This window comes from Duganella callida (assembly GCF_004614165.1).
In the GTDB taxonomy this organism is placed as follows: domain Bacteria; phylum Pseudomonadota; class Gammaproteobacteria; order Burkholderiales; family Burkholderiaceae_D; genus Rugamonas; species Rugamonas callida.
Genome location: NZ_SPVG01000251.1, coordinates 1 through 21,877, shown reverse-complemented (window position 1 = coordinate 21,877; position 21,877 = coordinate 1). Strand labels below are relative to the sequence as shown.

24 protein-coding genes are annotated in these 21,877 nt (G+C 63.6%); 13 read left to right on the top strand and 11 right to left on the bottom strand.

Going from position 1 to position 21,877, the window contains the following annotated elements:
- Nucleotides 1-44: 44 nt before the first annotated feature.
- Complete coding sequence (ispB, locus tag E4L98_RS26205) at nucleotides 45-1,034, bottom strand: octaprenyl diphosphate synthase (protein WP_135204479.1); 990 nt, start codon at nucleotides 1,032-1,034, stop codon at nucleotides 45-47.
- A 251-nt stretch (nucleotides 1,035-1,285) separates the two neighbouring features.
- Here ispB and rplU point away from each other — a divergent pair, with 251 nt between their 5' ends.
- The 4 genes from rplU (at nucleotide 1,286) to proB (ending at nucleotide 4,379) form a co-directional block, all read left to right on the top strand.
- Nucleotides 1,286-1,597, top strand: a complete 312-nt coding sequence (gene rplU, locus E4L98_RS26200) for a 50S ribosomal protein L21 (protein WP_135204478.1) — start codon at nucleotides 1,286-1,288, stop codon at nucleotides 1,595-1,597.
- A 41-nt stretch (nucleotides 1,598-1,638) separates the two neighbouring features.
- Nucleotides 1,639-1,896, top strand: a complete 258-nt coding sequence (gene rpmA, locus E4L98_RS26195) for a 50S ribosomal protein L27 (protein ID WP_135204477.1) — start codon at nucleotides 1,639-1,641, stop codon at nucleotides 1,894-1,896.
- A 97-nt stretch (nucleotides 1,897-1,993) separates the two neighbouring features.
- Nucleotides 1,994-3,103, top strand: coding sequence for a GTPase ObgE (obgE, locus tag E4L98_RS26190; protein ID WP_135204476.1), 1,110 nt, complete (start codon nucleotides 1,994-1,996; stop codon nucleotides 3,101-3,103).
- Between the two features lie 157 nt (nucleotides 3,104-3,260).
- Nucleotides 3,261-4,379 carry a glutamate 5-kinase gene (proB, locus tag E4L98_RS26185; RefSeq protein ID WP_135204475.1) on the top strand — a complete coding sequence of 373 codons (1,119 nt, stop codon included), beginning with the start codon at nucleotides 3,261-3,263 and terminating at the stop codon, nucleotides 4,377-4,379.
- Between the two features lie 4 nt (nucleotides 4,380-4,383).
- On the opposite strand, the gene nth is transcribed toward proB, so the two are convergent.
- From nth to fdxA, 7 genes are all read right to left on the bottom strand, one after another.
- The gene (nth, locus tag E4L98_RS26180) at nucleotides 4,384-5,031 is read right to left on the bottom strand and encodes an endonuclease III (RefSeq protein WP_135204474.1); all 648 of its coding nucleotides are present in this window, start codon (nucleotides 5,029-5,031) and stop codon (nucleotides 4,384-4,386) included.
- Entirely contained in the window at nucleotides 5,028-5,702 is a 675-nt protein-coding gene (gene rsxB, locus E4L98_RS26175) for an electron transport complex subunit RsxB (protein WP_135204473.1), read from the bottom strand. The genes nth and rsxB overlap by 4 nt, the downstream gene beginning before the upstream one ends.
- A gap of 30 nt (nucleotides 5,703-5,732) precedes the next feature.
- Nucleotides 5,733-7,211, bottom strand: coding sequence for a chloride channel protein (locus tag E4L98_RS26170; RefSeq protein WP_135204472.1), 1,479 nt, complete (start codon nucleotides 7,209-7,211; stop codon nucleotides 5,733-5,735).
- Nucleotides 7,208-7,612 carry a MarR family winged helix-turn-helix transcriptional regulator gene (locus E4L98_RS26165; RefSeq protein ID WP_135204471.1) on the bottom strand — a complete coding sequence of 135 codons (405 nt, stop codon included), beginning with the start codon at nucleotides 7,610-7,612 and terminating at the stop codon, nucleotides 7,208-7,210. Before E4L98_RS26165 ends, E4L98_RS26170 begins: the two co-directional genes overlap by 4 nt.
- 72 nt (nucleotides 7,613-7,684) lie before the next feature.
- Entirely contained in the window at nucleotides 7,685-8,920 is a 1,236-nt protein-coding gene (locus E4L98_RS26160; protein WP_135204470.1) for a polyhydroxyalkanoate depolymerase, read from the bottom strand.
- A gap of 219 nt (nucleotides 8,921-9,139) precedes the next feature.
- Complete coding sequence (locus tag E4L98_RS26155; RefSeq protein ID WP_135204469.1) at nucleotides 9,140-10,207, bottom strand: NAD(P)/FAD-dependent oxidoreductase; 1,068 nt, start codon at nucleotides 10,205-10,207, stop codon at nucleotides 9,140-9,142.
- A gap of 99 nt (nucleotides 10,208-10,306) precedes the next feature.
- Entirely contained in the window at nucleotides 10,307-10,630 is a 324-nt protein-coding gene (gene fdxA / locus E4L98_RS26150; protein WP_135204468.1) for a ferredoxin FdxA, read from the bottom strand.
- Between the two features lie 223 nt (nucleotides 10,631-10,853).
- Here fdxA and E4L98_RS26145 point away from each other — a divergent pair, with 223 nt between their 5' ends.
- Both E4L98_RS26145 and E4L98_RS30965 read left to right on the top strand, forming a co-directional pair.
- Nucleotides 10,854-11,132 carry a polyhydroxyalkanoic acid system family protein gene (locus tag E4L98_RS26145; protein WP_135204467.1) on the top strand — a complete coding sequence of 93 codons (279 nt, stop codon included), beginning with the start codon at nucleotides 10,854-10,856 and terminating at the stop codon, nucleotides 11,130-11,132.
- A 70-nt stretch (nucleotides 11,133-11,202) separates the two neighbouring features.
- A complete protein-coding gene (locus tag E4L98_RS30965) occupies nucleotides 11,203-12,009 on the top strand; it encodes a PEPxxWA-CTERM sorting domain-containing protein (RefSeq protein WP_135204466.1) in 807 nt (268 codons plus the stop codon).
- A gap of 25 nt (nucleotides 12,010-12,034) precedes the next feature.
- On the opposite strand, the gene E4L98_RS26135 is transcribed toward E4L98_RS30965, so the two are convergent.
- A complete protein-coding gene (locus tag E4L98_RS26135; RefSeq protein WP_135204465.1) occupies nucleotides 12,035-12,286 on the bottom strand; it encodes an acyl-CoA-binding protein in 252 nt (83 codons plus the stop codon).
- Between the two features lie 164 nt (nucleotides 12,287-12,450).
- Nucleotides 12,451-12,768, bottom strand: coding sequence for an HU family DNA-binding protein (locus E4L98_RS26130; protein ID WP_255490429.1), 318 nt, complete (start codon nucleotides 12,766-12,768; stop codon nucleotides 12,451-12,453).
- Between the two features lie 173 nt (nucleotides 12,769-12,941).
- Between E4L98_RS26130 and E4L98_RS26125 the strand changes: the two genes are divergently transcribed.
- The gene (locus E4L98_RS26125) at nucleotides 12,942-13,715 is read left to right on the top strand and encodes a hypothetical protein (protein WP_135204464.1); all 774 of its coding nucleotides are present in this window, start codon (nucleotides 12,942-12,944) and stop codon (nucleotides 13,713-13,715) included.
- An 8-nt stretch (nucleotides 13,716-13,723) separates the two neighbouring features.
- Here the strand turns inward: E4L98_RS26125 and E4L98_RS26120 are convergent, their stop codons facing one another.
- On the bottom strand, nucleotides 13,724-14,080 hold the full coding sequence (locus E4L98_RS26120) for an FKBP-type peptidyl-prolyl cis-trans isomerase (RefSeq protein ID WP_135204463.1): 357 nt from the start codon (nucleotides 14,078-14,080) through the stop codon (nucleotides 13,724-13,726).
- Nucleotides 14,081-14,218: 138 nt separating this feature from the next.
- Between E4L98_RS26120 and E4L98_RS26115 the strand changes: the two genes are divergently transcribed.
- The 6 genes from E4L98_RS26115 to E4L98_RS26090 form a co-directional block, all read left to right on the top strand.
- A complete protein-coding gene (locus tag E4L98_RS26115; protein ID WP_135204462.1) occupies nucleotides 14,219-15,187 on the top strand; it encodes a YVTN family beta-propeller repeat protein in 969 nt (322 codons plus the stop codon).
- Nucleotides 15,187-15,942 carry a polysaccharide deacetylase family protein gene (locus E4L98_RS26110; RefSeq protein WP_135204461.1) on the top strand — a complete coding sequence of 252 codons (756 nt, stop codon included), beginning with the start codon at nucleotides 15,187-15,189 and terminating at the stop codon, nucleotides 15,940-15,942. Before E4L98_RS26115 ends, E4L98_RS26110 begins: the two co-directional genes overlap by 1 nt.
- Nucleotides 15,939-16,925, top strand: a complete 987-nt coding sequence (locus E4L98_RS26105; protein ID WP_135204460.1) for a sterol desaturase family protein — start codon at nucleotides 15,939-15,941, stop codon at nucleotides 16,923-16,925. Before E4L98_RS26110 ends, E4L98_RS26105 begins: the two co-directional genes overlap by 4 nt.
- On the top strand, nucleotides 16,925-17,737 hold the full coding sequence (locus E4L98_RS26100) for an EI24 domain-containing protein (RefSeq protein WP_135204459.1): 813 nt from the start codon (nucleotides 16,925-16,927) through the stop codon (nucleotides 17,735-17,737). The genes E4L98_RS26105 and E4L98_RS26100 overlap by 1 nt, the downstream gene beginning before the upstream one ends.
- A gap of 3 nt (nucleotides 17,738-17,740) precedes the next feature.
- The gene (locus E4L98_RS26095; RefSeq protein ID WP_135204458.1) at nucleotides 17,741-18,526 is read left to right on the top strand and encodes a competence/damage-inducible protein A; all 786 of its coding nucleotides are present in this window, start codon (nucleotides 17,741-17,743) and stop codon (nucleotides 18,524-18,526) included.
- 250 nt (nucleotides 18,527-18,776) lie between these two features.
- Nucleotides 18,777-21,877: transglycosylase domain-containing protein (locus E4L98_RS26090; protein ID WP_135204457.1), on the top strand; the 3,101-nt coding region annotated here is incomplete at its 3' end.

Here is a 21,877-nt window from a genome sequence, read left to right as displayed (position 1 = left end):
GCATGCTTGAGCCCGTGTGCGATTGGCAGAACTGACCCCGGATTTTAGTGGTTGCGGTGGACCGAGAAGTGCGCCAGCTGCAGCAGCGATTCCTTGTAGACGCTGTGCGGCAGGTCGGCGATCGCGTCGGCCGCGCGCTGGGCGGCGATCACGGCCTGTTCGCGCGTGTAGTCCAGCGCGCCGCTGCTGGTGATCGCGGCCAGGATGGTGTCGAAGTGCTGCTCGTCGCCCTGCTCGATGCAGGAGCGTACCAGCTGGCGCTGCTCGTCGGTGCCGTTTTCCATCAGGTAGATCAGCGGCAGCGTTGGCTTGCCTTCGCGCAGGTCGTCGCCGACGTTCTTGCCGATCTCGCTGGCGTCGCCGGCGTAGTCGAGCACGTCGTCGATCAGCTGGAAGGCGGTGCCCAGCGAGCGGCCGTATTCGCCGGCGGCGGCGATCTGCGCGTCCGTGGCGCCGGACACCAGCGCGCCCAGTTCGGCCGCCGCTTCGAACAGCTTGGCGGTCTTGGAGCGGATCACCTGCAGGTAGCGCTCGCGGGTGACGTCCGGGTCGTGCATGTTCAGCAGCTGCAGCACTTCGCCTTCGGCGATGACGTTGGTAGCGTCCGACAGGATCTGCATCACGCGCATGTTGTTCAGGCCGACCATCATCTGGAACGAGCGCGAATACAGGAAGTCGCCCACCAGCACCGAGGCGGCGTTGCCGAACAGCGCGTTGGCGGTGGCGCGGCCGCGGCGCAACGACGATTCGTCGACCACGTCGTCGTGCAGCAGGGTGGCGGTGTGGATGAATTCCACCACCGCCGCCAGTTCGTGGTGCGCGGTGCCGCGGTAGGCGTAGGCGTTGGCCACCAGCAGTACCAGCACCGGACGGATGCGCTTGCCGCCAGCGCTGATGATGTATTCGGCGATCTGATTGACGAGGCTGACTTCGGAATGCAGTCTCTGGCGGATCACCAGGTTGACCGCGTCCATGTCGGCGGCAATCGTTTCGGTGATGGTGTTTTGGGTGGCGGTTTGGGTAGCGGCAGACAAGGCGAACCTGTAGCAGTTAGACTATGAGTGCCGAGATTATACGTCATGCCCCTGCTCAGAGGGGCATCCCCTGTCTTCCGGACAATCAGATTTGCCGGAATGTTAAGTGGCGCAGCGGCGCAAACTTGTCCGACATACCACGCCGGCCGCCGTTTGTGAATAGTTTTTGACGCAAAATCTGTTCCTGTGTATAATCTGCGGTTCCCCGGTTTTCCGAGGGATTTTCTTAACATTTGAAGAGGTTTCAAATCATGTACGCGGTCATAAAAACCGGCGGCAAACAATACAAAGTTGCTGCAGGCGAAAAACTCAAAGTAGAACAGATACCGGCAGACATTGGTTCCGAAATCACCATTGACCAAGTCCTCGCCGTTGGCGCGGGCGACAGCATCAAGTTCGGTGCTCCGCTGGTTGAAGGTGCCAAGGTTCTGGTAACTGTTGTTTCCCACGGTCGTCACGACAAGGTGAAGATCTTCAAGATGCGTCGTCGTAAGCACTACCAGAAGCATCAGGGTCACCGTCAGAACTACACCGAAATCCAAGTTGTTTCGATCAACGCCTAATCGCGCATCGACACTTTTTTTAGTATCCAAGGAGCTTTAGCATGGCACACAAAAAAGGCGGCGGCACTACGCGAAACGGCCGTGACTCGGAATCAAAACGCCTGGGCGTTAAGGTTTACGGCGGTCAGACCATCAATGCTGGCGGCATCATCATTCGTCAACGCGGCACCCCGGTGCGCGCCGGCGAAGGTGTCGGCACCGGCAAGGACCACACCCTGTTCGCACTGGTGGACGGCGTTGTCAAGTTCGTCGTCAAAGGCGAAGGCAAGCAGTACGTCTCGGTAGTCGCAGCAGCGTAAGTTACGCTCACGGCCCTGAGGCCGTCCTGTAAGGCGCAAGCCTTCCATCAAAAGGCTCTGCCCATGGTAGAGCCTTTTAGTTTTATGGCGGTACATCATGAAGTTTATCGACGAAGCAAAAATTGAAGTGATCGGTGGCGACGGCGGCAACGGCTGCTCCTCGTTTTGCCGTGAAAAATTCCGCCCGTTCGGCGGCCCTGACGGCGGCGACGGCGGCAAGGGTGGCTCGATCTGGGCCGTAGCGGACCGTAACATCAATACCTTGGTCGATTTCCGCTTCTCCAAGGTGCACCGCGCCGGCAACGGCGAAGCGGGCCGCGGTTCCGACTGCTATGGCCGCGGCGCCGACGACGTGCATCTGCGCATGCCGCTGGGCACGCTGATCATCGACGACGTCACCGGCGAAATTCTGGCCGACCTGAGCGAGCACGGCCAGATGGAATTGCTGGCCAAGGGCGGCGAGGGCGGCTGGGGCAATATCCATTTCAAGACCTCGACCAACCGCGCGCCGCGGCAGAAGACCAACGGCAAGGAAGGCGAACACCGCGAACTGCGACTGGAACTGAAGGTGCTGGCCGACGTGGGCCTGCTGGGCATGCCGAACGCCGGCAAGTCGACCTTCATCACCGCTGTCTCCAACGCGCGCCCGAAGATCGCCGATTATCCGTTCACCACCCTGCACCCGAACCTGGGCGTGGTGCGCGTGTCGCACGAGAAGAGCTTCGTGATCGCCGACATTCCGGGCCTGATCGAAGGCGCCGCCGAAGGCGCCGGCCTGGGGCACCAGTTCCTGCGCCACCTGTCGCGCACCGGCCTGCTGCTGCACATCGTCGACCTGGCGCCGTTCGAGGCCTCGGTCGATCCGGTCAAGGAAGCCAAGGCGCTGGTCAATGAGCTGAAGAAGTACGACGCGGCGCTGGTCGACAAGCCGCGCTGGCTGGTGCTGAACAAGCTGGACATGGTGCCGGAAGAGGAACGCGCCAAGAAGGTCAAGGACTTCGTCAAGAAGTTCGGCTTCAAGGGGCCGGTGTTCGAGATCTCCGCGCTGAGCCACGACGGCACGCAGGAACTGGTCAACGCCATCCAGAAGCATCTGGAAGAGACGCGTCAGGTCGAGCAGCGCGCGGAAGAAACCCAGATGGCGGAAGATGCGCGCGCCATTTCGTCGATCGACCCGGACGATCCGCGTTTCAAAATCCTCGACTAAACTCCTGCATCACCGGCATAATCAGTGATCAGCTGATTATGCCTTTCCCCCTCGGCGCCGTTCCCGCATCACGGGAGCGGCGACTGTGCGCGGCAAGCAGGGCGACCCGCCCGTCAAGACAGCATCCTCCCACGCTTTGTTTTGAGAACGTCGCCTCATGAATTCCGTTATACAGAAAGCTCACCGCATCATCATCAAGGTCGGCTCGTCGCTGGTCACCAATGATGGGCGCGGACTCGATCACGCCGCGATCGCGCGCTGGGCCGCGCAAATCGCCGCCCTGCGCGCGCTGGGCAAACAGGTGGTGCTGGTGTCGTCCGGCGCGATTGCCGAGGGCATGCTGCGCCTGGGCTTCGAGCAGCGCCCCACCGACATCCACGAACTGCAGGCCTGCGCCGCGGTGGGCCAGATGGGCCTGGCGCAGATCTACGAAACCAGCTTCCGCGCGCACGCGCTTGGCACCGCGCAAGTGCTGCTGACCCACGCCGACCTGGCCGACCGCGAACGCTATCTGAACGCCCGCTCCACCCTGACCACCCTGCTGCGTCTGGGCGTGGTCCCGATCATCAACGAGAACGACACGGTGGTCACCGACGAGATCAAGTTCGGCGACAACGACACCCTGGGCGCACTGGTGGCCAACCTGATCGAAGCCGACGCGCTGATCATCCTGACCGACCAGCAAGGGCTATACAGCGCCGATCCGCGCAAGGACCCGGCGGCGGTGCTGATTCAGCATGGCCGCGCGGGCGATCCTTCACTGGAAGCGATGGCGGGCGGCGCCGGCAGCAGCCTGGGACGCGGCGGCATGCTGACCAAGATCCTGGCCGCCAGGCGCGCCGCCAAGTCGGGCGCGCATACCGTGATCGCCTATGGCCGCGAAGCGCAGGTGCTGGAGCGGCTGGCCGGCGGCGAATGCATCGGCACCGAACTGTCGGCGCAGACCGGCCATCTGACCGCGCGCAAGCAGTGGATGGCCGACCATCTGCACACCGTGGGCCAGGTGGTGCTGGACGCCGGCGCGGTGCAGAAGCTGACCGGCGAGGGCAAATCCCTGCTGCCGATCGGCGTGATCGCGGTGAAGGGAGAATTCGGCCGGGGCGCGGTCATCACCTGCATCAACGAGCAGGGCGAAGCGCTGGCGCGCGGCATTTGCAACTACACCAGCGGCGAGACGCGCCGCATCATGCGCAAGCCCTCCAGCGAAATCGAAGCCATCCTCGGCTTCGTCGAAGGCAAAGAGCTGATCCACCGCGACAACCTGGTGCTGGTCTAGGACTTCAGGCGCTGGCGGGGGGCGGGGTTTTTGCCCGGTAGTCGCACAGGTCGAGCTGGATGCAGTTCCAGCATGCGGGCTTGCGCGCCTTGCAGGTGTAGCGGCCGTGCAGGATCAGCCAGTGGTGGGCGTCGTGCAGGAATTCCTTCGGCACGAATTTCAGCAGCTTCTGTTCGACGATGTCGACGTTCTTGCCCGGCGCCAGGCCGGTGCGGTTGGAGACGCGGAAGATGTGGGTGTCCACCGCCATCGTCGGCTGGCCGAAGGCGGTGTTCAGCACCACGTTGGCGGTCTTGCGGCCCACGCCCGGCAGTTCTTCCAGCGATTCGCGGTCCGGCGGCACTTCGCCACCGTGCTTGTCGACCAGGATGCGGCAGGTGGCCATGACGTTCTTGGCCTTGGTCTTGTACAGGCCGATGGTCTGGATGTAGCCCTTCAGTTCTTCTTCGCCCAGGTCGAGGATGGCCTGCGGCGTGTTGGCCACCGGGTACAGCCGGCGCGTGGCCTTGTTGACGCCGACGTCGGTGGCCTGGGCCGACAGCAGCACGGCGATCAGCAGTTCGAACGGGGTGGTGTACTCGAGTTCAGTTTCAGGCTTGGGATTGGCGGCGCGGAAGCGCACGAACATTTCGTAGCGTTTGGCGGGGTTCATTGAGACTCTTGTTCTTTCTTGAGGCGGGCGCGCTCCATGGCGGCGGCGATGATGGCGCGCTTGCGTTCCAGCGCGGCCGCCGATGCGGCGTCAGCCGGGTCGATGGCGTTGACGGCCGCCAGCTTGGCCTGGGCTTTCTCGGCCAGGCGCGCGTCGTTTTCCTGTTTGTCGCGCCGCAGGCGCAAGGCGCGGAAGTCGTGGCGTTCGCGCGCGGCGTCGGCGTCGGCCTGCGTCCAGGCTTGCCAGCCGGTGGCCTCGGTGACCGGGTACATGACGATGCAGTCGACCGGGCACGGGTTCACGCACAGGTCGCAGCCGGTGCACAGGTCCGGCACCACGGTGTGCATCAGTTTGCCGGCGCCGACGATGGCGTCCACCGGGCAGGCCTGGATGCACAGGGTGCAGCCGATGCACAGCGCTTCGTCGATGTAGGCGACGGCGCGCGGCCGTTCCAGGCCGTTGACGGGATTCAGCGGGATGACCTTGCGGCCGGTGACCGCCGACAGCCGCGCGATGCCTTCGGCGCCGCCGGGCGGGCACTGGTTGATCTCGGCCGCGCCGGCCGCTATCGCTTCGGCGTAGGGACGGCAGCCGTCATAGCCGCACTTGGTGCATTGCGTCTGCGGCAGGACATCTTCGATGCGGTCGGCAAGTGGTTTGGAGGTCGGCACGGTGTTGCGGTCAGTCGGGCGAAAACGACATTATCCGACATCTGCGCGCGCGCGGCCTAAAAACCTCACCTTGCGTACGGTCTGGCGCTCCAGCTCTTCCGCGTGCAGGCCGAGCGCGGTTTTCATCAGGTCGCTGTGGCTGACGATGCCGATCAGCCGCCGCGTTTCCATGTCCGTCACCACCGGCAGCCGGCCGATGCCGTGCACGGCCAGCCGCGTGGCCAGCGCGCGGCAGGTCTCATCGGCCAGCGCGACGATGGGGACGTTGACGCCAGACAGGTCGCTGACGCGCAGCGCGTCCGGCTTGCTGTTCAGGCCCTGGCGGTCCAGCATGCCGACCAGCGCGCCGTCGCGCAGCACCGGATACATGCGGTGGCGCGCTTGGGCGTGGAAGTGGGTGTGCATCACGTCGGCGATCAGGGCGTCGGCATCGATGCTGTCCACGCTGGTGGTCATCACCTCGGCCACGCTGTGGCGTTCCATCGGATCGATGCCGTATTCGCGGTAGACGTGGTGGCCGCGGCGCGCGATCTTTTCGGTCAGGATCGAGCGGTGCATGGTGATCACGGTGAAGCCGTAGGCCACGGTGGCGGTGGCCAGCACCGGCAGCAGGGCGTTGACGTCGTGCGTCAGTTCGAACGCGAACACCACCGCCATCACCGGCGCGCGCATCATGCCGCCCAGCGCCGGCCACCACATGCAGTGCAGCGGCAGTTTGTGGAAGCCGTCTTCAACGCGGTACAGCGCGGTGGACAGGCACCACGCCAGCGCGCCGCTCAGCACGCCGGCGATCAGGCAGGACAGCAGCGCCGAGGGCGGCAGCACAGCGGTATGCAGCGGGAACAGCGGGCCGCTTTCGATCAGCAGCGGGCGCAGGAAGCCGGCCACCGCGCACGCCACCGCCACCGGCGCCAGGCTGCGCGGACGCAGTTCGAACAACAGCAGTTCCACCGCCAGCAGCACCGCCGCGATGGGCGTGCCGAAAACGGCGGTCATGCCGGCGGTGGCGCCGGCCACCAGCAGCGCCTTGCGCTCGGCCGCGCTGAGGTGGAAATGCTGGGCGATCAGCGAGCCGACCGCGCCGCCTGTCATGATGATCGGGCCCTCGGCGCCGAACGGCCCGCCGCTGCCGATGGCGATGCCGGAGGCCAGCGGCTTGAGCACCGCCACCTTGGGCGACATGGTGCTCTTTTTGAACATGATGGCTTCGATCGCTTCCGGAATACCGTGGCCGCGTATCGCTTCCGAGCCGTAGCGCGCGATCAGGCCGACGATCAGCCCACCCAGCACCGGCACCGCGATCACCCACGCTCCCAGCGTGTGTGCGGCCGGCGAGGTAAAGGCGGTCGACAGCTTCTGGAAGAAGAACAGGTTGGTGAAGAAGCGGATCGCATGCAGCAGCAGGTCGGCCGTCAGGGTGCTGAGCGCGCCGACGCCGGCGGCGATGCTGGCCAACAGCACCAGCCGCGCCTGGCCATCGAAGTCGCGGCGGCTATCGTATTTTTTCATGGCAGTTTAGGGATCGTGAAGACGCCTTCCAGCGACAGCAGTTGCTGACGGTGTTGGTCGGCCAGTTGCGCGAGGATGGTTTCGCCTTTGTGCAGCAAGTGCACTTCGACGCGGCGGCGGTCGATGGCGCTGTTGCGCCGTTCGACCAGCCCCATGGCTTCGCAGCGTGTGACCAGCGCCACCACGCCGTGATGGCGCGCCTGCAGACGCTCGGCCAGTTCGCCGACGGTAGCCCATTCGCGCTCGGGATAGCCCTTGATGTGCAGGAGCAGCAGGTACTGCAGTGGCGTGATGCCTTGTTCCTGGACCACGTCCTCGGAAAAGCGCTCGAACTTGCGCATCTGGTAGCGGAATTCGGACAGCGCGGCGAAATCGGTTTTGCTGAGTTTTTTTGCGGTCATGCCGGAATATATCACAACGTGATGTATTTCAGCCGAAAAAAAGCCCCGCCGCGGCGGGGCTTACAGTCCGTATCAGCCGTGCTGTCTGATGAAGGCGGTGATCTGCGGACAGACCACTTCGCGCCAGCGGCGGCCGGAGAAGATGCCGTAGTGGCCGGCGCCTTGCACCACCAGGTCCTGCTGCTTGTCGGCCGGGATGCCGCTGCACAGGTCGTGCGCGGCCTGGGTCTGGCCGGCGCCGGAAATGTCATCGAGTTCGCCCTCGACGGTGAACAGGGCCACGCTGGTGATGTCCTGCGGGCGCACCAGCTTGCCGCCGACCAGCCATTCGCCCTTCGGCAACGCGTGGTCCTGGAACACGGTCTTGATGGTGTCCAGGTAGTATTCGGCCGGCATGTCCAGCACGGCGTTGTATTCGTCGTAGAACTTGCGGTGCGCTTCGGCCGTCTCCTGGTCGCCCAGCACCAGGTGGTTGTAGAAGTCGCGGTGGCTCTGCGCGTGGCGGCCCGGGTTCATGGCGATGAAGCCGGCGTGCTGCAGGAAGCCCGGATAGACCTTGCGGCCGAAGCCCGGATAGTTCGGCGGCACCGAGTAGATCACGGTGTTTTCGAACCACGAGAATTTCTTTTCGGTGGCCAGGTTGTTGACCGCGGTCGGCGAGCGGCGCGGGTCGATCGGGCCGCCCATCATGGTCATGGTTTTCGGCAGCTTGGGATCGTTGTCGGACGCCATCAGCGAAATCGCCGCCAGCACCGGCACGGTCGGCTGGCAGACCGAGATCACGTGCACGTCCGGGCCCAGGTGGCGGATGAAGTCCTGCACGTAGTAGACGTAGTCGTCGAGGTGGAACGCGCCTTCCGAGGCCGGCACCATGCGCGCGTCGGTCCAGTCGGTGATGTAGACGTCGTGGTCGACCACCAGCCCGCGCACGGTGTCGCGCAGCAGGGTGGAGTGGTGGCCCGACAGCGGCGCCACCAGCAGCACGGTCGGCTGTTTCAGCGCCTTGAACTTCTTGTCGTCCAGGTCTTTCTTGAAGTGGATCAGACGGCAGAACGGCTTGTTGAGCACCACGTGCTCGATCAGGTCCACGGGCTGCCCCTTGATCTCCGTGCTGTCGATTTCGAACGCCGGCTTTTCGTAATCCTTGCCCAAGCGGTACATCAGCTCGTAGCCCGCGGCGATGCGCTGCGAGAACGGCGTGTGCGCCAGCGGCGACACCGGATTGGTGAACAGTTTGGCCGACGCCTCGGCCCACTGCATCAGGGGCGTGAGGAACGAGCGTTGCATTTCGTGCAGTTGGTAGAGCATAGGGCATCCCGATCTGGTAAGCATGGTGCGGTGCACCATGCACAACATCATACGTCAGATTATAGAAGATTTGTTTATGACGTAAAGCATTTGCCGGTGCTGCCTGGCAAGGACTACGTGGAATCCACAGGCAATCTTGCAATTAAGAATAATACTGTTTCGGGCATAAAAAAAGCAGCGTCTCCGCTGCTTTTCTGTAGGACAACTGCTTGTGCGCGCTTAGTCGAACACCGGCGTCTCGACGCCCAGCACCTTGTGCAGTTTCGGCGAGGTGGTGGTGTACTGCATGTGGATCTTCTTGTCCGGGAAGATGTACGGCGCGGCGCCGAAGGCGGCCAGCGCGGCTTCGTGGAAGCCCGACAGGATCAGCTTCTTCTTGCCCGGATAGGTGTTGATGTCGCCCACGGCGAAGATGCCGGGCACGTTGGTTTCGAACTTCTCGGTGTTCTGCACCTTCAACTGGCGACGCTCGATGTCCAGGCCCCACTCGGCGATCGGGCCCAGCTTCGGCGACAGGCCGTAGAACACCAGCAGCATGTCCAGCGGCACGCGGCGGGTCACGCCGTCGGCGGCGGTGACCTTCAGATGGTTCAGCTTGCCGGCGTCGTCGGTTTCGTAACCGGTGGCGGTGCCGATCAGCAGCTGCATTTCGTACTCGTCGCACAGTGCCTTCATCTTGGCCACGGAAGCCGGCGCGGCGCGGAATTCGTCGCGGCGGTGCAGCAGCACCACCGATTCGGCCTTGCCGACAAAGTTCAGCGCCCAGTCCAGCGCGGAGTCGCCGCCGCCGCAGATGACCAGGTTCTTGCCGTCGAACAGCGCCGGGTCCTTGACCTTGTAGAACAGCTGCGCGCCTTCGAACTGCTCGATGCCTTCCACCTTCAGGGTGCGCGGCTGGAACGAGCCGACACCGGCGGCGATGAAGATGGTCTTGGTGATGAACTGGGTGCCCAGGGTGGTTTCGACGTCGAAGCGGCCGTCGCCACGGCGCTCGACCTTGGTCACTTCCTGGCCCAGGTGGAAGGTCGGCTCGAACGGCTCGATCTGCTTGAGCAGGTTGTCGGTCAGTTCCTGGCCGGTGCACGAGGGCACGGCCGGGATGTCGTAGATCGGTTTGTCCGGATACAGTTCCACGCACTGTCCGCCCACCGCGTTCAGGGAGTCGATCACGTGGGCTTTGATTTCCAGCAGGCCGAGCTCGAAGACCTGGAACAGGCCGACCGGGCCGGCGCCGACGATGACGGCATCGGCTTCGATGACGCCTGGAGGGGTAACAGTGGTATTCATACGTGGTTTCCTGTGATTTCAATAATGGTTAGGCGGCCACAAGCCGCGCGGCGCGCTGGCGCCCGCGACGGCTTGCGCTGCCTGGCCGGACCCGAGGTCTCAGCGTACCAGCAGATTCAGCTTGTCCTTGACGTCCTTGAACTGCTCGGCGTCCGGCAGCGCGGGGATGGTCTTGGTGATCGACGGCCATTTGCGGGCCAGGTCGACGTTGATCTTGATGAATTGCTGTTGATCGCCGGGCACGTCTTCTTCCGCGTAAATGGCATTCACCGGGCATTCGGCCACGCACACGGCGCAATCGATGCACTCGTCAGGGTCGATGGCGAGGAAGTTGGGGCCTTGGCGGAAACAATCTACCGGGCAAACATCGACGCAGTCCGTATAACGGCAGGCGATGCAAGATTCGGTGACAACGTGAGTCATAACGGTCCTATCAATTAATGGTACGCAGCAGCGTCGGTGGCGGGGCAGTGCCTGGCTAACCTCGGCAAAGCACTGTATTTTAAGGTAATTCGGTATTTCTCACAAATTACCCTTATATACAATACATATAAGCAAATACATTGCTGCCCCCGCGGTGGGCTGGCGCGCCCCGCCGCCAGCTGGCATCATGGCGCCTTTGTTCAATCCAAGCAGGGGGATCCGCATGGCGGATATCAACATCGTCCAGGCCCACAGCCTGGCGCCGGAGCAGGCCCGCGCGGCCGCCCAACAAGTGGCCGACAAGCTGGCCGAACAATTTGAACTGAGCTGCCGCTGGGATGGCGATGTGCTGCGTTTCGAACGCAGCGGCGTCCACGGCGCGCTGACCTTGCAGCCGGGCCAGGCCGAGGTGCGCATCGCGCTAGGCTTTCCGCTGAGTATGATGGCCGGCCAGGTCGAAGCCAAGGTCAGCGAAAAAATGCGCAAGCTGTTTATTGGCTAAAAGAAATTATAGTTGTTTTGTGAAAAATTAAATTGCAATTTAGAATATTGCATGTATAATCTGCAACCTGATGCAATTTAAGCCATTCAAATCCAACTATCTGAAGGACATGTCCATGCGCCACCTGTTTGCCCTCTCCGCCGTCGTTGCCGCCGCCATTGCCGCACCCGCTTCGGCTGCCGTGATCGACCTGTCGTCGCTCAACCTGGCGGGCAGCGCGGCGCTGGTTGGCGGTCAGCTGCAGCTGACCAACGCCACCAGCCAGTCGGGCGCGGGCTGGGTGCAGAACGCCATCTCGACCACGCAGTCGTTCAGCACCAGCTTCTCGTTCTCGCTGCTGGGCAATGACAGCGGCAAGATGGCCGACGGCATCGCGCTGGCGTTCCAGAACGCCGGCAACAACGTCACCGGCAACGGTGGCGGCGACGTCGGCTACTGGAACATCGGCGGCAAGGGTTCGGCGGCCGTGGGTTCGGTGATCCGCAGCTGGGACAACAACGACTACGGCCTGAGCACCAACGGCGTGGTGCAGGGGTTGAAGCAGGCCGATTTCAGCCTGGGCGCGGCCAACAACGTGAGCGGCTCCGAGACCGTCAGCTACAACGCCGTCACCCACGAGCTGACCATGAGCGGCACCTTCGTCGACAACAAGACCGGCCTGTCGTACGCGGTCAGCGACAGCAAGATCGTCGACCTCAGCGCCAAGTTCGGCAGCACCATGTATGTCGGCTTCACCGGCGGCACCGGCGGCACCGATGCCATCCAGAAGATCACCGCGTTCAGCGTGTCGGCCGTCCCTGAGCCGGCAACCTACGCCATGCTGCTGGCCGGCCTGGGTATCATGGGCGGCCTGACCCGCCGCCGCAAGGCTGCATAAAAAAAAGCCCCGGACGGGGCTTTTTTTATTTCAGCTCTTCGATCAGATCGATGTAAGCCTGCTTGGCCTCATCCTGACTTTTGCCTTTCAACTCGGCCCAGGCATCGTACTTGGCGCGGTTGACGAAGTCGGTCATGCCGGGACGCTCGCCGGTCACATCGCCGCTCGAGCCCTGCTTGAACAGGGCGTAGATTTTCAGCAGCGTCATGTTGTCCGGACGCTCCGGCAGATTCTTCGAGTCCGCCTGCGCTTGTTCAAACTGTTCTTGCAAACTCATACCTAACTCCTTGCTGTGGGATGGATGGCCACATCATAACCGCAGCCAGGACGAATCGCGCTAGAGGGCGGGCTCCAAAACAGAACGGCGGCCATACGGGATGAGCCCGTATGGTCCGCCGTTGCTGCAGCCCTTGCGGGCACTGCTCTGAAACTCCGGAAGAATTACTTCTTCTTGGTCGGGTTGACAGCCGATTTCAGCGTGGCGCCAGCCGAGAATTTCGGGGTTTTCGACGCGGCGATCTTGATCGCTTCGCCGGTTGCAGGATTGCGGCCTTTGCGTGCAGCGCGTTTGGCGACGGAGAAGGTGCCGAAGCCGGTGATGCCGACCGAGTCGCCTTTTTTCAGACGCTCAGTGATGATGGCGATCAGCGTGTTCACTGCGCCGTTGGCGGCAGCAGCGGACAGCTCGGTGCGTTTCGCAAATTCTGCAATCAGTTCGCCTTTTTTCATTACTACCTCCTTGGTTATTGGAGCGCGCAGATTAGCATAAATATTGTCAAATGTAATGGGTTCTGTACGAAGCGCGCCTTGTATTTATTGTGCTGCGCCGCCGCGGCACAAAGAAGCCCTTGTATTTAAAGGTGTTTTAAGCCGCAAGCAAATCCGCAGCCGGCCGTAAAAAGGTTTATGATGGAATGCGTAAAGGACCGATCATGAGCTTTTCAGACGAGACACTGATAGCGTATGCCGATGGCGAACTGGACGAAACGACCCGACGCGAGGTCGAAGCGGCCATGCGCCGCGACAGCAGCCTGGCGCGCCGCGTGGCACGCTTGCGGGCGGCGCGCGATGAGTTCTACGCCGATCAGCTGAACCCCGCCGGCCGCCGCGCGCGCCGTGGCGCCAACGTGGTCCAGCTGGCGACGGTGCGGGCGCAACGTCAGGCCACGCAGCAGGCGGCGCGCAAGGCCGCGCGGCGCCACTGGGGCTGGCTGGAATGGAGCGCGCTGGCGCTGGTGATGGTGGTGGGGCTGGCGGCCGGCAAGTTTGGCTTGTCGCGCTGGCAGCCGGGCTGGTTCGGCGGGACGACCGCGCAGGCCACCGAAGTGGTCAGCCGCAACGGCGTGCTGGTGGCGCAGGGGCGCTTGTCCAACGCGCTCAGCCAGCAGCTGGGCGGCGCCACGCCGGCCGATGGCGAGGTGCGGGTGGGACTGAGTTTTCTGTCGAATGAAGGCACCTACTGCCGCAGCTTCACGCTGGTCGGCCTGGCGCAGGATCTGGTGGGGATTGCCTGTCGCGCCAATGAGGAGTGGCGCATTCCGGTGCTGGTGCAGAACGCCCGGCCGATGACATCGACCGGCGCCTACCGCATGGCCGGCACCGAGATGCCGACGGCGCTGCTGGAAGCGATCGACCAGCGCATCGTCGGCGGCATGCTCGACACGCGAGCGGAACTGGAAGCCTTGCGCCGCAACTGGCAGCGCTGAGCGAGGGATTAAACGTCCAGCAGTTCGACGTCGAAGATCAGGGTGGCGTTCGGCGGGATCACGCCGCCGGCGCCGCGCGAACCGTAGCCCAGGTCCGAGGGGATGATCAGCTGGCGGGTGCCGCCGACCTTCATGCCTTGCACGCCTTCGTCCCAGCCGCGGATCACCATGCCGGCGCCCAGGGCGAATTCGAACGGATCGTTGCGGTCCTTGCTCGAATCGAATTTCGCGCCCTTGCTGCCGTCGTCGTTCTGCAGCCAGCCGGTATAGTGCACGACGACGTTCTGGCCAGCCTTGGCTTCGGCGCCTTCGCCCACGGTCAGTTCGATGTACTGCAGGCCCGATGGAGTGGTGATGGTGGACATGGTAATTCCTTTAAGAGTTCATGAATGACAGGCCGGCATTGTAGCAGGGCGCCACAACGCGCGAAGTTTTGTCGGCTTTCGGTACGCCGGCGCGAGGTTTCCACGTAAAATAAAGTTTTGCCTCTCTAAGCGATTTCAATGCTCCGCAGTTTCCGCCGTCTTCTCCTTTCCAGTGCGTGTGCCCTGACTGCCCTCGGCAGCGCCCAGGCCAATGTCGTGGTCGTCCTCAACTCGCGCGATGCGACCGTGCAGTTGCTGGATCAGGCCAGCTACAAGGATTTGTCCACCATCGCGGTCGGCAAGGAACCGCACCACCTGATGGCGACGCCGGACAACAAGTCGCTGATCGTCGCCAGCTCGGTCGGCAACGAGCTGATCTTCCTCGATCCGAAAAGCGGCCAGCCGCAGCGCACCGTCAAGGACATTCTCGACCCCTACCAGATCGGCTTTTCGCCCGACCAGAAATGGTTCGTCTCGAATTCGCTGCGGCTGGACCGCGTCGATCTGTACAAATACGACGGCGCCGGCATGACGCTGGCCAAGCGCATCCCGCTGGCCAGGCTGCCCAGCCACATGGCGTTCAACGCGGCCAGCAGCATGGTATTCATCACCCAGCAGGGCAGCGACCAGGTCAGCGCCATCGACCTGGCGACGCAGAGCGTGAAGTGGACGCTGCCGGTCGGCAAGCTGCCGGCCGGGATCGCCATGACGCCCGATGATAAATATCTGCTGGTCGGCATCATGGGTGCCGACTACGTGGAAGTGATCGACTGGAAGGCGCAGAAAACCGTCAAGCGCATCAAGACCGGCATGGGCGCGCACAACTTCCGCGCGGCGGGCGACGGCCGCTACACCTATGTGTCCAACCGCGTTTCCAATTCGATTAACATCATTGATCAGAAGACATTGGAAAACGTCGGCCAGATCAATGTCCCCGGCGGTCCGGATTGCATGGAAGTGACCGACGACGGCAAGACCATGTGGGTCACGCTGCGCTGGATCAAAAAGGTGGCGGTGATCGACCTGCCATCGCGCAAGGTGATCAAGCTGATCCCGGTCGGCCGTTCGCCGCACGGCGTGTTCTTCTTCAACTCCGCGCAACGCTGATGCAGCGCGCCGCCATTGCCCTGCTGGCGCTGGCGCCGGCCGTCGCCTCGGCGTGCCAGGGTTCGGTGTACCTGACCTTCGACACCGGCAGCCAGTCGCAGGCCGAATTGATCGCCGAGACGCTCAAGCGCCACCAGATCAAGGCCACCTTTTTCCTCGCCAACGAAAAGACGGTGCGCGGCGATTATTCGCTCGATCCTGCCTGGGCCGCGTACTGGAAGGCGCGCGTGGCGGAGGGCCATGTGATTGGCTCGCACACTTTCGACCATGACGTGTTCGTCAAGGACGGCCCGGGCGATCAGCTGACGTTCAAGCCGGGCTTTGGCGTCCGTGCCGGCAAGCAGACCGCAATGAGCGCGGCGCAGTATTGCGATGAAATCCGCCGCGTCGACCAGCGCTTCGTCGAACTGACCGGCCGCCATCTCGATCCGGTCTGGCGCGCGCCGGCCGGCCGCACCTCGCCGCGCCTGCTGGCTGCCGGGCAGGCCTGCGGCTACAGCCACGTCGGCTGGACCCCGGCCGGTTTCTCGGGCGACGAACTGTCCAGCGCCGCCTATCCGAACGCGGCCCTGCTGAAGAAATCGCTGCGCGAACTGGGCAACGGCGACATCGTGCTGATCCACATGGGCATCTGGTCGCGCCAGGATGCCTGGGCGCCGGCCAACCTGGAACCGCTGATCAGCGGACTGGAGCAGAAGGGGCTGTGCTTCGCCACCTTGCGCGACCATCCCGCCTATCGCGCCCGCTTCAAATGATGGATTTCCTGTCTGACTGGTTCGGCCAGGCCCAGGGCTGGCTGTTCGAAACCGTGGTCCAGCCGCTGGTGTTCCAGCTTGGCTTTGGCGAGTTCATCGAGGATGCGTTCGAAGGGACGGAGTGGCTGCTGATCGGCATGCTGGAGCTGGCCTTGCTGTTCCTGGTGTTGCGTCCATTGGAATCCTTGATTCCGGCGCAACAGATCACCGATCCGCGCGCCCGCTGGAACGATTTCATCTACACCGTGCTGCACCGCATGGGTCTGTTCTCGCTGCTGGTGTTCTTCACGCTGAACCCCGTGCTGGACAACGTGGCCGCCGCGCTGCGCTTCGATGGCTTCCACCCGTTCAACCTGGAGGCGCTGTGGCCGGGCGTCGGCCCGCTGGCCAGCTTCTGCGTGTATTTCGTGGTGCTGGATTTTTTCGATTACTGGTATCACCGTGCCTCGCACCGCTTCAACTGGTGGTGGGGATTGCACAGCCTGCACCACAGTCAGCAGAACATGAATTTGTGGAGCGACGACCGCAACCACCTGCTGGACGATCTGCTGCGCGACGTCTACATGGGTGTGATCGCGCTCGGCATCGGCGTCGAACCGTCGCAGTACGTGATCCTGGTATCGGTATCGCGTATTCTGCAGAGCCTGCAACATGCGAACGTGCGTCTGCATTTCGGCTGGCTGGGCGAGCGCCTGCTGGTGTCGCCGCGCTATCATCGCCTGCACCACGCCATCGGCGTCGGCCATGAAACCGATGGCAAGCTGGGGGGCTGTAACTTCGCGGTGCTGCTGCCGGTGTGGGACATGGTGTTCGGCACCGCCAACTTTACGCCACAGTTCGCCGCCACCGGCATCCGCGACCAGCTGCCGCGCACGGCGGACGGCGTGCCGCTGCCGGGACGCGACTATGGCCAGGGCTTCTGGTCGCAGCACTGGCTGGGCCTGAAACGGATGATCGAATTTGCACGAAAGGATGTGGTCTGATGGTGGCTGTGATCCGCGCGTGGAGCCGCGCTTTCCTGTCGCAGTGGCACGGCAAGATGCTGTTGATGAGCATCGCGCCGTTCCTGCTGGCGCTGGGCGTCTGGGCCGTGGCCCTGTATTTCTTCCTGCAGCCGCTGATCGACTACGTGCAGGCGCAGTTCATGGCCTACGACGCCTTCAGCTACAGCACCGGTCTGTTGCGTTCGCTCGGCCTGGGCGCGCTGACCACGGTGGTGGTGCCGCTGATCGCCATGCTGGCGCTGCTGCCGCTGATGATCCTGACCGCGCTGATCTTCATCGGCGTGGTGGCCATGCCCATGATCGGCCGCCACGTCGGCCGCCGCCATTATCCGCAACTGGCGCAACGCCACGGCGGCAGCGTGCTCGGCAGTGCCGGCGTGGCACTGGGCGGCATGGCCATCTTCATCGGCCTGTGGGTGCTGACCCTGCCGCTGTACGCCTTCCCGCCGCTGGCGGTGGTGGTGCAGGCGCTGCTGTGGGGCTGGCTGACCACGCGCGTGATGGTGTACGACGCGCTGGCCGATTACGCCGACAGCGACGAACGCCGCCAGATCCAGCGCGAACACCGCTGGCGCCTGCTGGCGATCGGCGTGATCTCCGGCGCGGCCGGCGCCTTGCCGGGCGCGATCTGGCTGGGCGGCGTGATGGCGGTGGTGATGTTCCCGTTCCTGGCGGCGCTGTCGATCTGGCTGTACGTGATCATATTTATCTTTACCGGCCTGTGGTTCGCGTACTATTGCATGGATGCGCTGGCACAGCTGCGCGCCCAGGAAGTCTTGGAGAAGGAGTAGAGGATGGCAATCGGTCTCATTATCATCGGCGACGAAATCCTGTCCGGCCGCCGGGTCGACCAGCATTTCCCCAAAGTGGTGCAGATGCTGACGGCGCGCGGCCTGCAGCTGACCTGGGCGCAAGTGCTGCCCGACGATCCGGTGCGCATCACCGAAACGCTGAAGCGCACCTTCGCCAGCGACGACATCGTGTTCTGCTGCGGCGGCATCGGCGCCACGCCGGACGACCACACGCGCCAGGCCGCGGCCGACGCGCTGGGCCTGCCGCTGGTGCTGCATGAACAGGGCAAGATCAACATTCAGCAGCGCATCCTGCAGATGGCGCAGGATGCCGGCCAGCAGGCCGACCTGAACTCCGCCGAAAACCTGCACCGCTTGAAGATGGCCGAATTTGCCGAAGGCGCGGCGCTGATCCCCAACCCCTACAACAACATCGCCGGCTTCTCGCTGCGCAAGCATTACTTCGTGCCCGGTTTCCCGGTGATGGCCTGGCCGATGCTGGAATGGGTGCTCGACAACCACTACGCCGACCTGTTCAACCGCGAGCCGCGGCTGGAGCAATCGGTGCTGGTGTACGAAGCGGCCGAATCGGCGCTGACGCCGCTGATGGTGGCGATCGAGCAGCAGTACCCGCGCGTGAAGGTATTCAGCCTGCCGAGCGTGGGCGACGCCAACACCCGCCGTCACATCGAGCTGGGCGTCAAGGGCGAACCGGTGCAGACAGCGACGGCCTTCGTGCAACTGTGCGACGAATTGCGCAAGCTTAAAGTAGAGTTCAGTCCTACCTAGTGCGCCTTCTTTTCACGGGCTGAAGCGGCGTTCCTCCTTCCGGAAGAACGCCGTTGTTTTTTTGCGAAAAAATATCGGCGCGATAAAATTTATGTGCGTTCGTTCCGGTTGACGACGCGCTGATGTGGTGCAATGGAAGCTAGCAGGTTTTACTGAAACATCGACCGGTTTGAATCATATGTTAAGCAATCTTCGTTTCCGCCGGCCCCGTCCCGCCCCTGAATCCGAAGCGCATCTGGCTCAGGCGCAAATGGACCCACCCGAACCCGATGACGGTGGCCCGAAGAAAAGCAAGCGCGCCCGCAACGCCTTCCTGCTGGTGCTGCTGATGGGGGTATCGTTCGCGGCGTGGTGGGGGTATCAGGAAACCCGCACATCGTCGATGCAGGCCCGCGTATTCAGCGACCTGGCCAGCAAGATGACCTACAAGATGGGGCAGGGCCCCAGCAAGATGATCCGCTTCCCGCACGACAGTCCGTACGACGAACGTCTGGGCTATGCCGGCCTGCCCGATTACATCGGCAAGTTGAGCCAGCGCGATTACCAGGTGGCGGCGCAGGCGCGCATCTCGCCCAAGATGGCGGACCTGGTGGACATGGGCGTATTCGCCACCTTCCGCGAAAAGACCAAGACCGGCCTGACGATTTACGATTGCCGCCAGAAGGAGCTGTTCGCCGCCAGCTACCCGGAGCGTATCTATACCAAATTCGAACAGGCGCCGCCGGCGCTGGTCAGCAGCCTGCTGTTCATCGAAAACCGCGAACTGCTCGACGGCACCTACCCGAAACGCAATCCGGCGGTGGAATGGGATCGTCTGGCCAAGGCAGTGCTGGAAAAGAGCGCCAGCGCGGTCGGTGGCGGCCATCGCGCGGCCGGCGGCAGCACGCTGGCCACGCAGATCGAGAAATACCGTCACTCGCCGGAAGGCCGCACCAGCGGCATGAAGGACAAGCTGCAGCAGATGGTCTCGGCCAGCCTGCGCTCGTATCAGGATGGGCCGAATACCACTCAGGCGCGCCGCAAGATCGTGATCGAATACCTGAACACGGTGCCGCTGTCGGCCAAGCCCGGCTACGGCGAGGTGAACGGCATCGGCGACGGCATGTGGGTGTGGTACGGCCGCGATTTCAACGATGTCAACCGCCGCCTCAGCGGCAAGCTCGACAAGCCCGATCCCGAAACCGCGCTGATCTACAAGGAAGCGCTGAGCCTGATGATCGCGCAGCGCCGTCCGAGCTACTACCTGGGCGACGGCGCGGCCGACCTGGAAGTGCTGGCCAACAGCCACCTGCGCATCCTGGCGCAGGACGGCGCGATCACGCCGGCCATGCGCGACATCGCCCTGCAGCAGCACCTGCACCCGGCCACCGGCAACGGCCTGCAGTCGGCGCCGCCGCAGACCTTCGTCAGCCGCAAGGCTTCGAACGCGATCCGCAACCACCTGGCCAATCTGCTGGGCGACAACCGCATGTACAACCTGGACCGCCTGGACCTGACCGTGGTCAGCACGCTGGATGCGCAGGCGCAGACCCAGGTTACCCAGGTGCTGCGCGACCTGCGCGATCCCGAAAAGGCCAAGGCCGCCGGCCTGACCGGCAAGGGCATGCTGGGCAACGGCGATCCGGCCAACGTGGTGTACAGCTTTACCTTGCTGGAGAAGGGCGAGCAGAACAATCTGCTGCGCCTGCAGACCGACAACTTCGACCAGCCGCTGGACATCAACGAAGGCGCCAAGCTGGACCTGGGCTCGACCGCCAAGCTGCGCACGCTGATCACTTACCTGGACATCATCGACCAGCTGTTCCAGAAATACGGCAAGCTGGACAACGCCGCGCTGTCGCAGATCCAGACGGCGCCGCAGGACAAGCTGTCGCAATGGGCGATCGACTATCTGAAGGCGACGCCGCTCGACCAGCGCGCGCTCAAGCCGATGCTGGACGCGGCCATGGAGCGCAAGTATTCCGGCAATCCGGGCGAGGGCTTCTTCACCGGCGGCGGCCTGCACCACTTCGGCAACTTCTCGAAAGAGGACAACAGCAAGATCCTGACCGTGACCGAGGCACTGCGCCATTCGACCAACCTGGTGTTCGTGCGCCTGATGCGCGACGTTGCCAAGTTCTACATGTTCCAGTCGCCGGGCTCCTCGGCCTCGCTGCTGAACGACGCCGACGATCCGCGCCGCGCCGAATACCTGGCGCGCTTCGCCGACAAGGAAGGCAAGGAATTCCTCGGCCGTTTCTACGCCAAGTACAAGGGCAAGCCGGCCAGCGAGATCGACAAGATCGTCATCGCCAACATCCGCAGCACGCCGGTGCGGCTGGCGGTGATCCACCGCACGCTGTATCCGGAAGCGACCATCGAGCAGTTCAGCGCCTACCTGCACGACAACCTGCCGTCGCAGAACGAGGTGCCGGAGGAGCGCGTGGCCAAGCTGTACGAGCAGTACGCGGCCGCCAACTGGTCGCTGGCCGACCGCGGCTACCTGGCGCGCGTGCATCCGCTGGAACTGTGGATGGCGGCCTACATGCTCAAGCATTCCGGCGCGACGCTGACGCAGATGACCGCCGCTTCCGAGCAGGAACGCCAGGACGTCTACCAGTGGCTGTTCAAGACCCACCGCAAGCACGCGCAGGACAAGCGCATCGCCGGCCTGATCGAGGTGGAAGGCTTCATGGAAATCCACAAGCAGTGGAAGAAGATGGGCTACCCGTTCGATTCGCTGGTGCCGTCGTATGCGACCACGCTGGGCGCCTCGGCCGACCGGCCGGCCTCGCTGGCGGAGCTGATGGGGATCATCGTCAACGGCGGCGTGCGCAAGGGGACGCAGCGCGTGACCTCGCTGCACTTCGCCAAGGGCACGCCGTATGAAACCCTGGTCACCAAGGCGCCGGCCACCGGCAACGAGCAGGTGCTGTCGCCGGAAGTGGCGCGCACCGTGGCCGACGCGATCCGCGGCGTGGTGTCGGACGGCACCGCCAAGCGCGCCAAGACGGCGTTCGTCAAGGCCGACGGCAGCGTGATCCCGGTCGGCGGCAAGACCGGTACCGGCGACCAGCGCTTCGACGTGTATGCGGCCGGCGGGCGACTGATCGAATCGCGCTATGTGAACCGCTCGGCCACCTTCGTGTTCAACATCGGCGAGCGCTTCTTCGGCTCGATGACCGCTTACGTGCATGGTCCGGAATCGAAGAACTACGACTTCACCAGCGCGCTGCCGGTGCAGCTGCTGGTGGTGCTGGCGCCGACCCTGATGCCGCTGATCGAACCGGACGCGCCACCCAGGCCGGGGGCGCCGGTGACGGCGACCAGTGCGGGCGCCAATGCCGTATCGCAGACGCCGGGCGCCGCGCC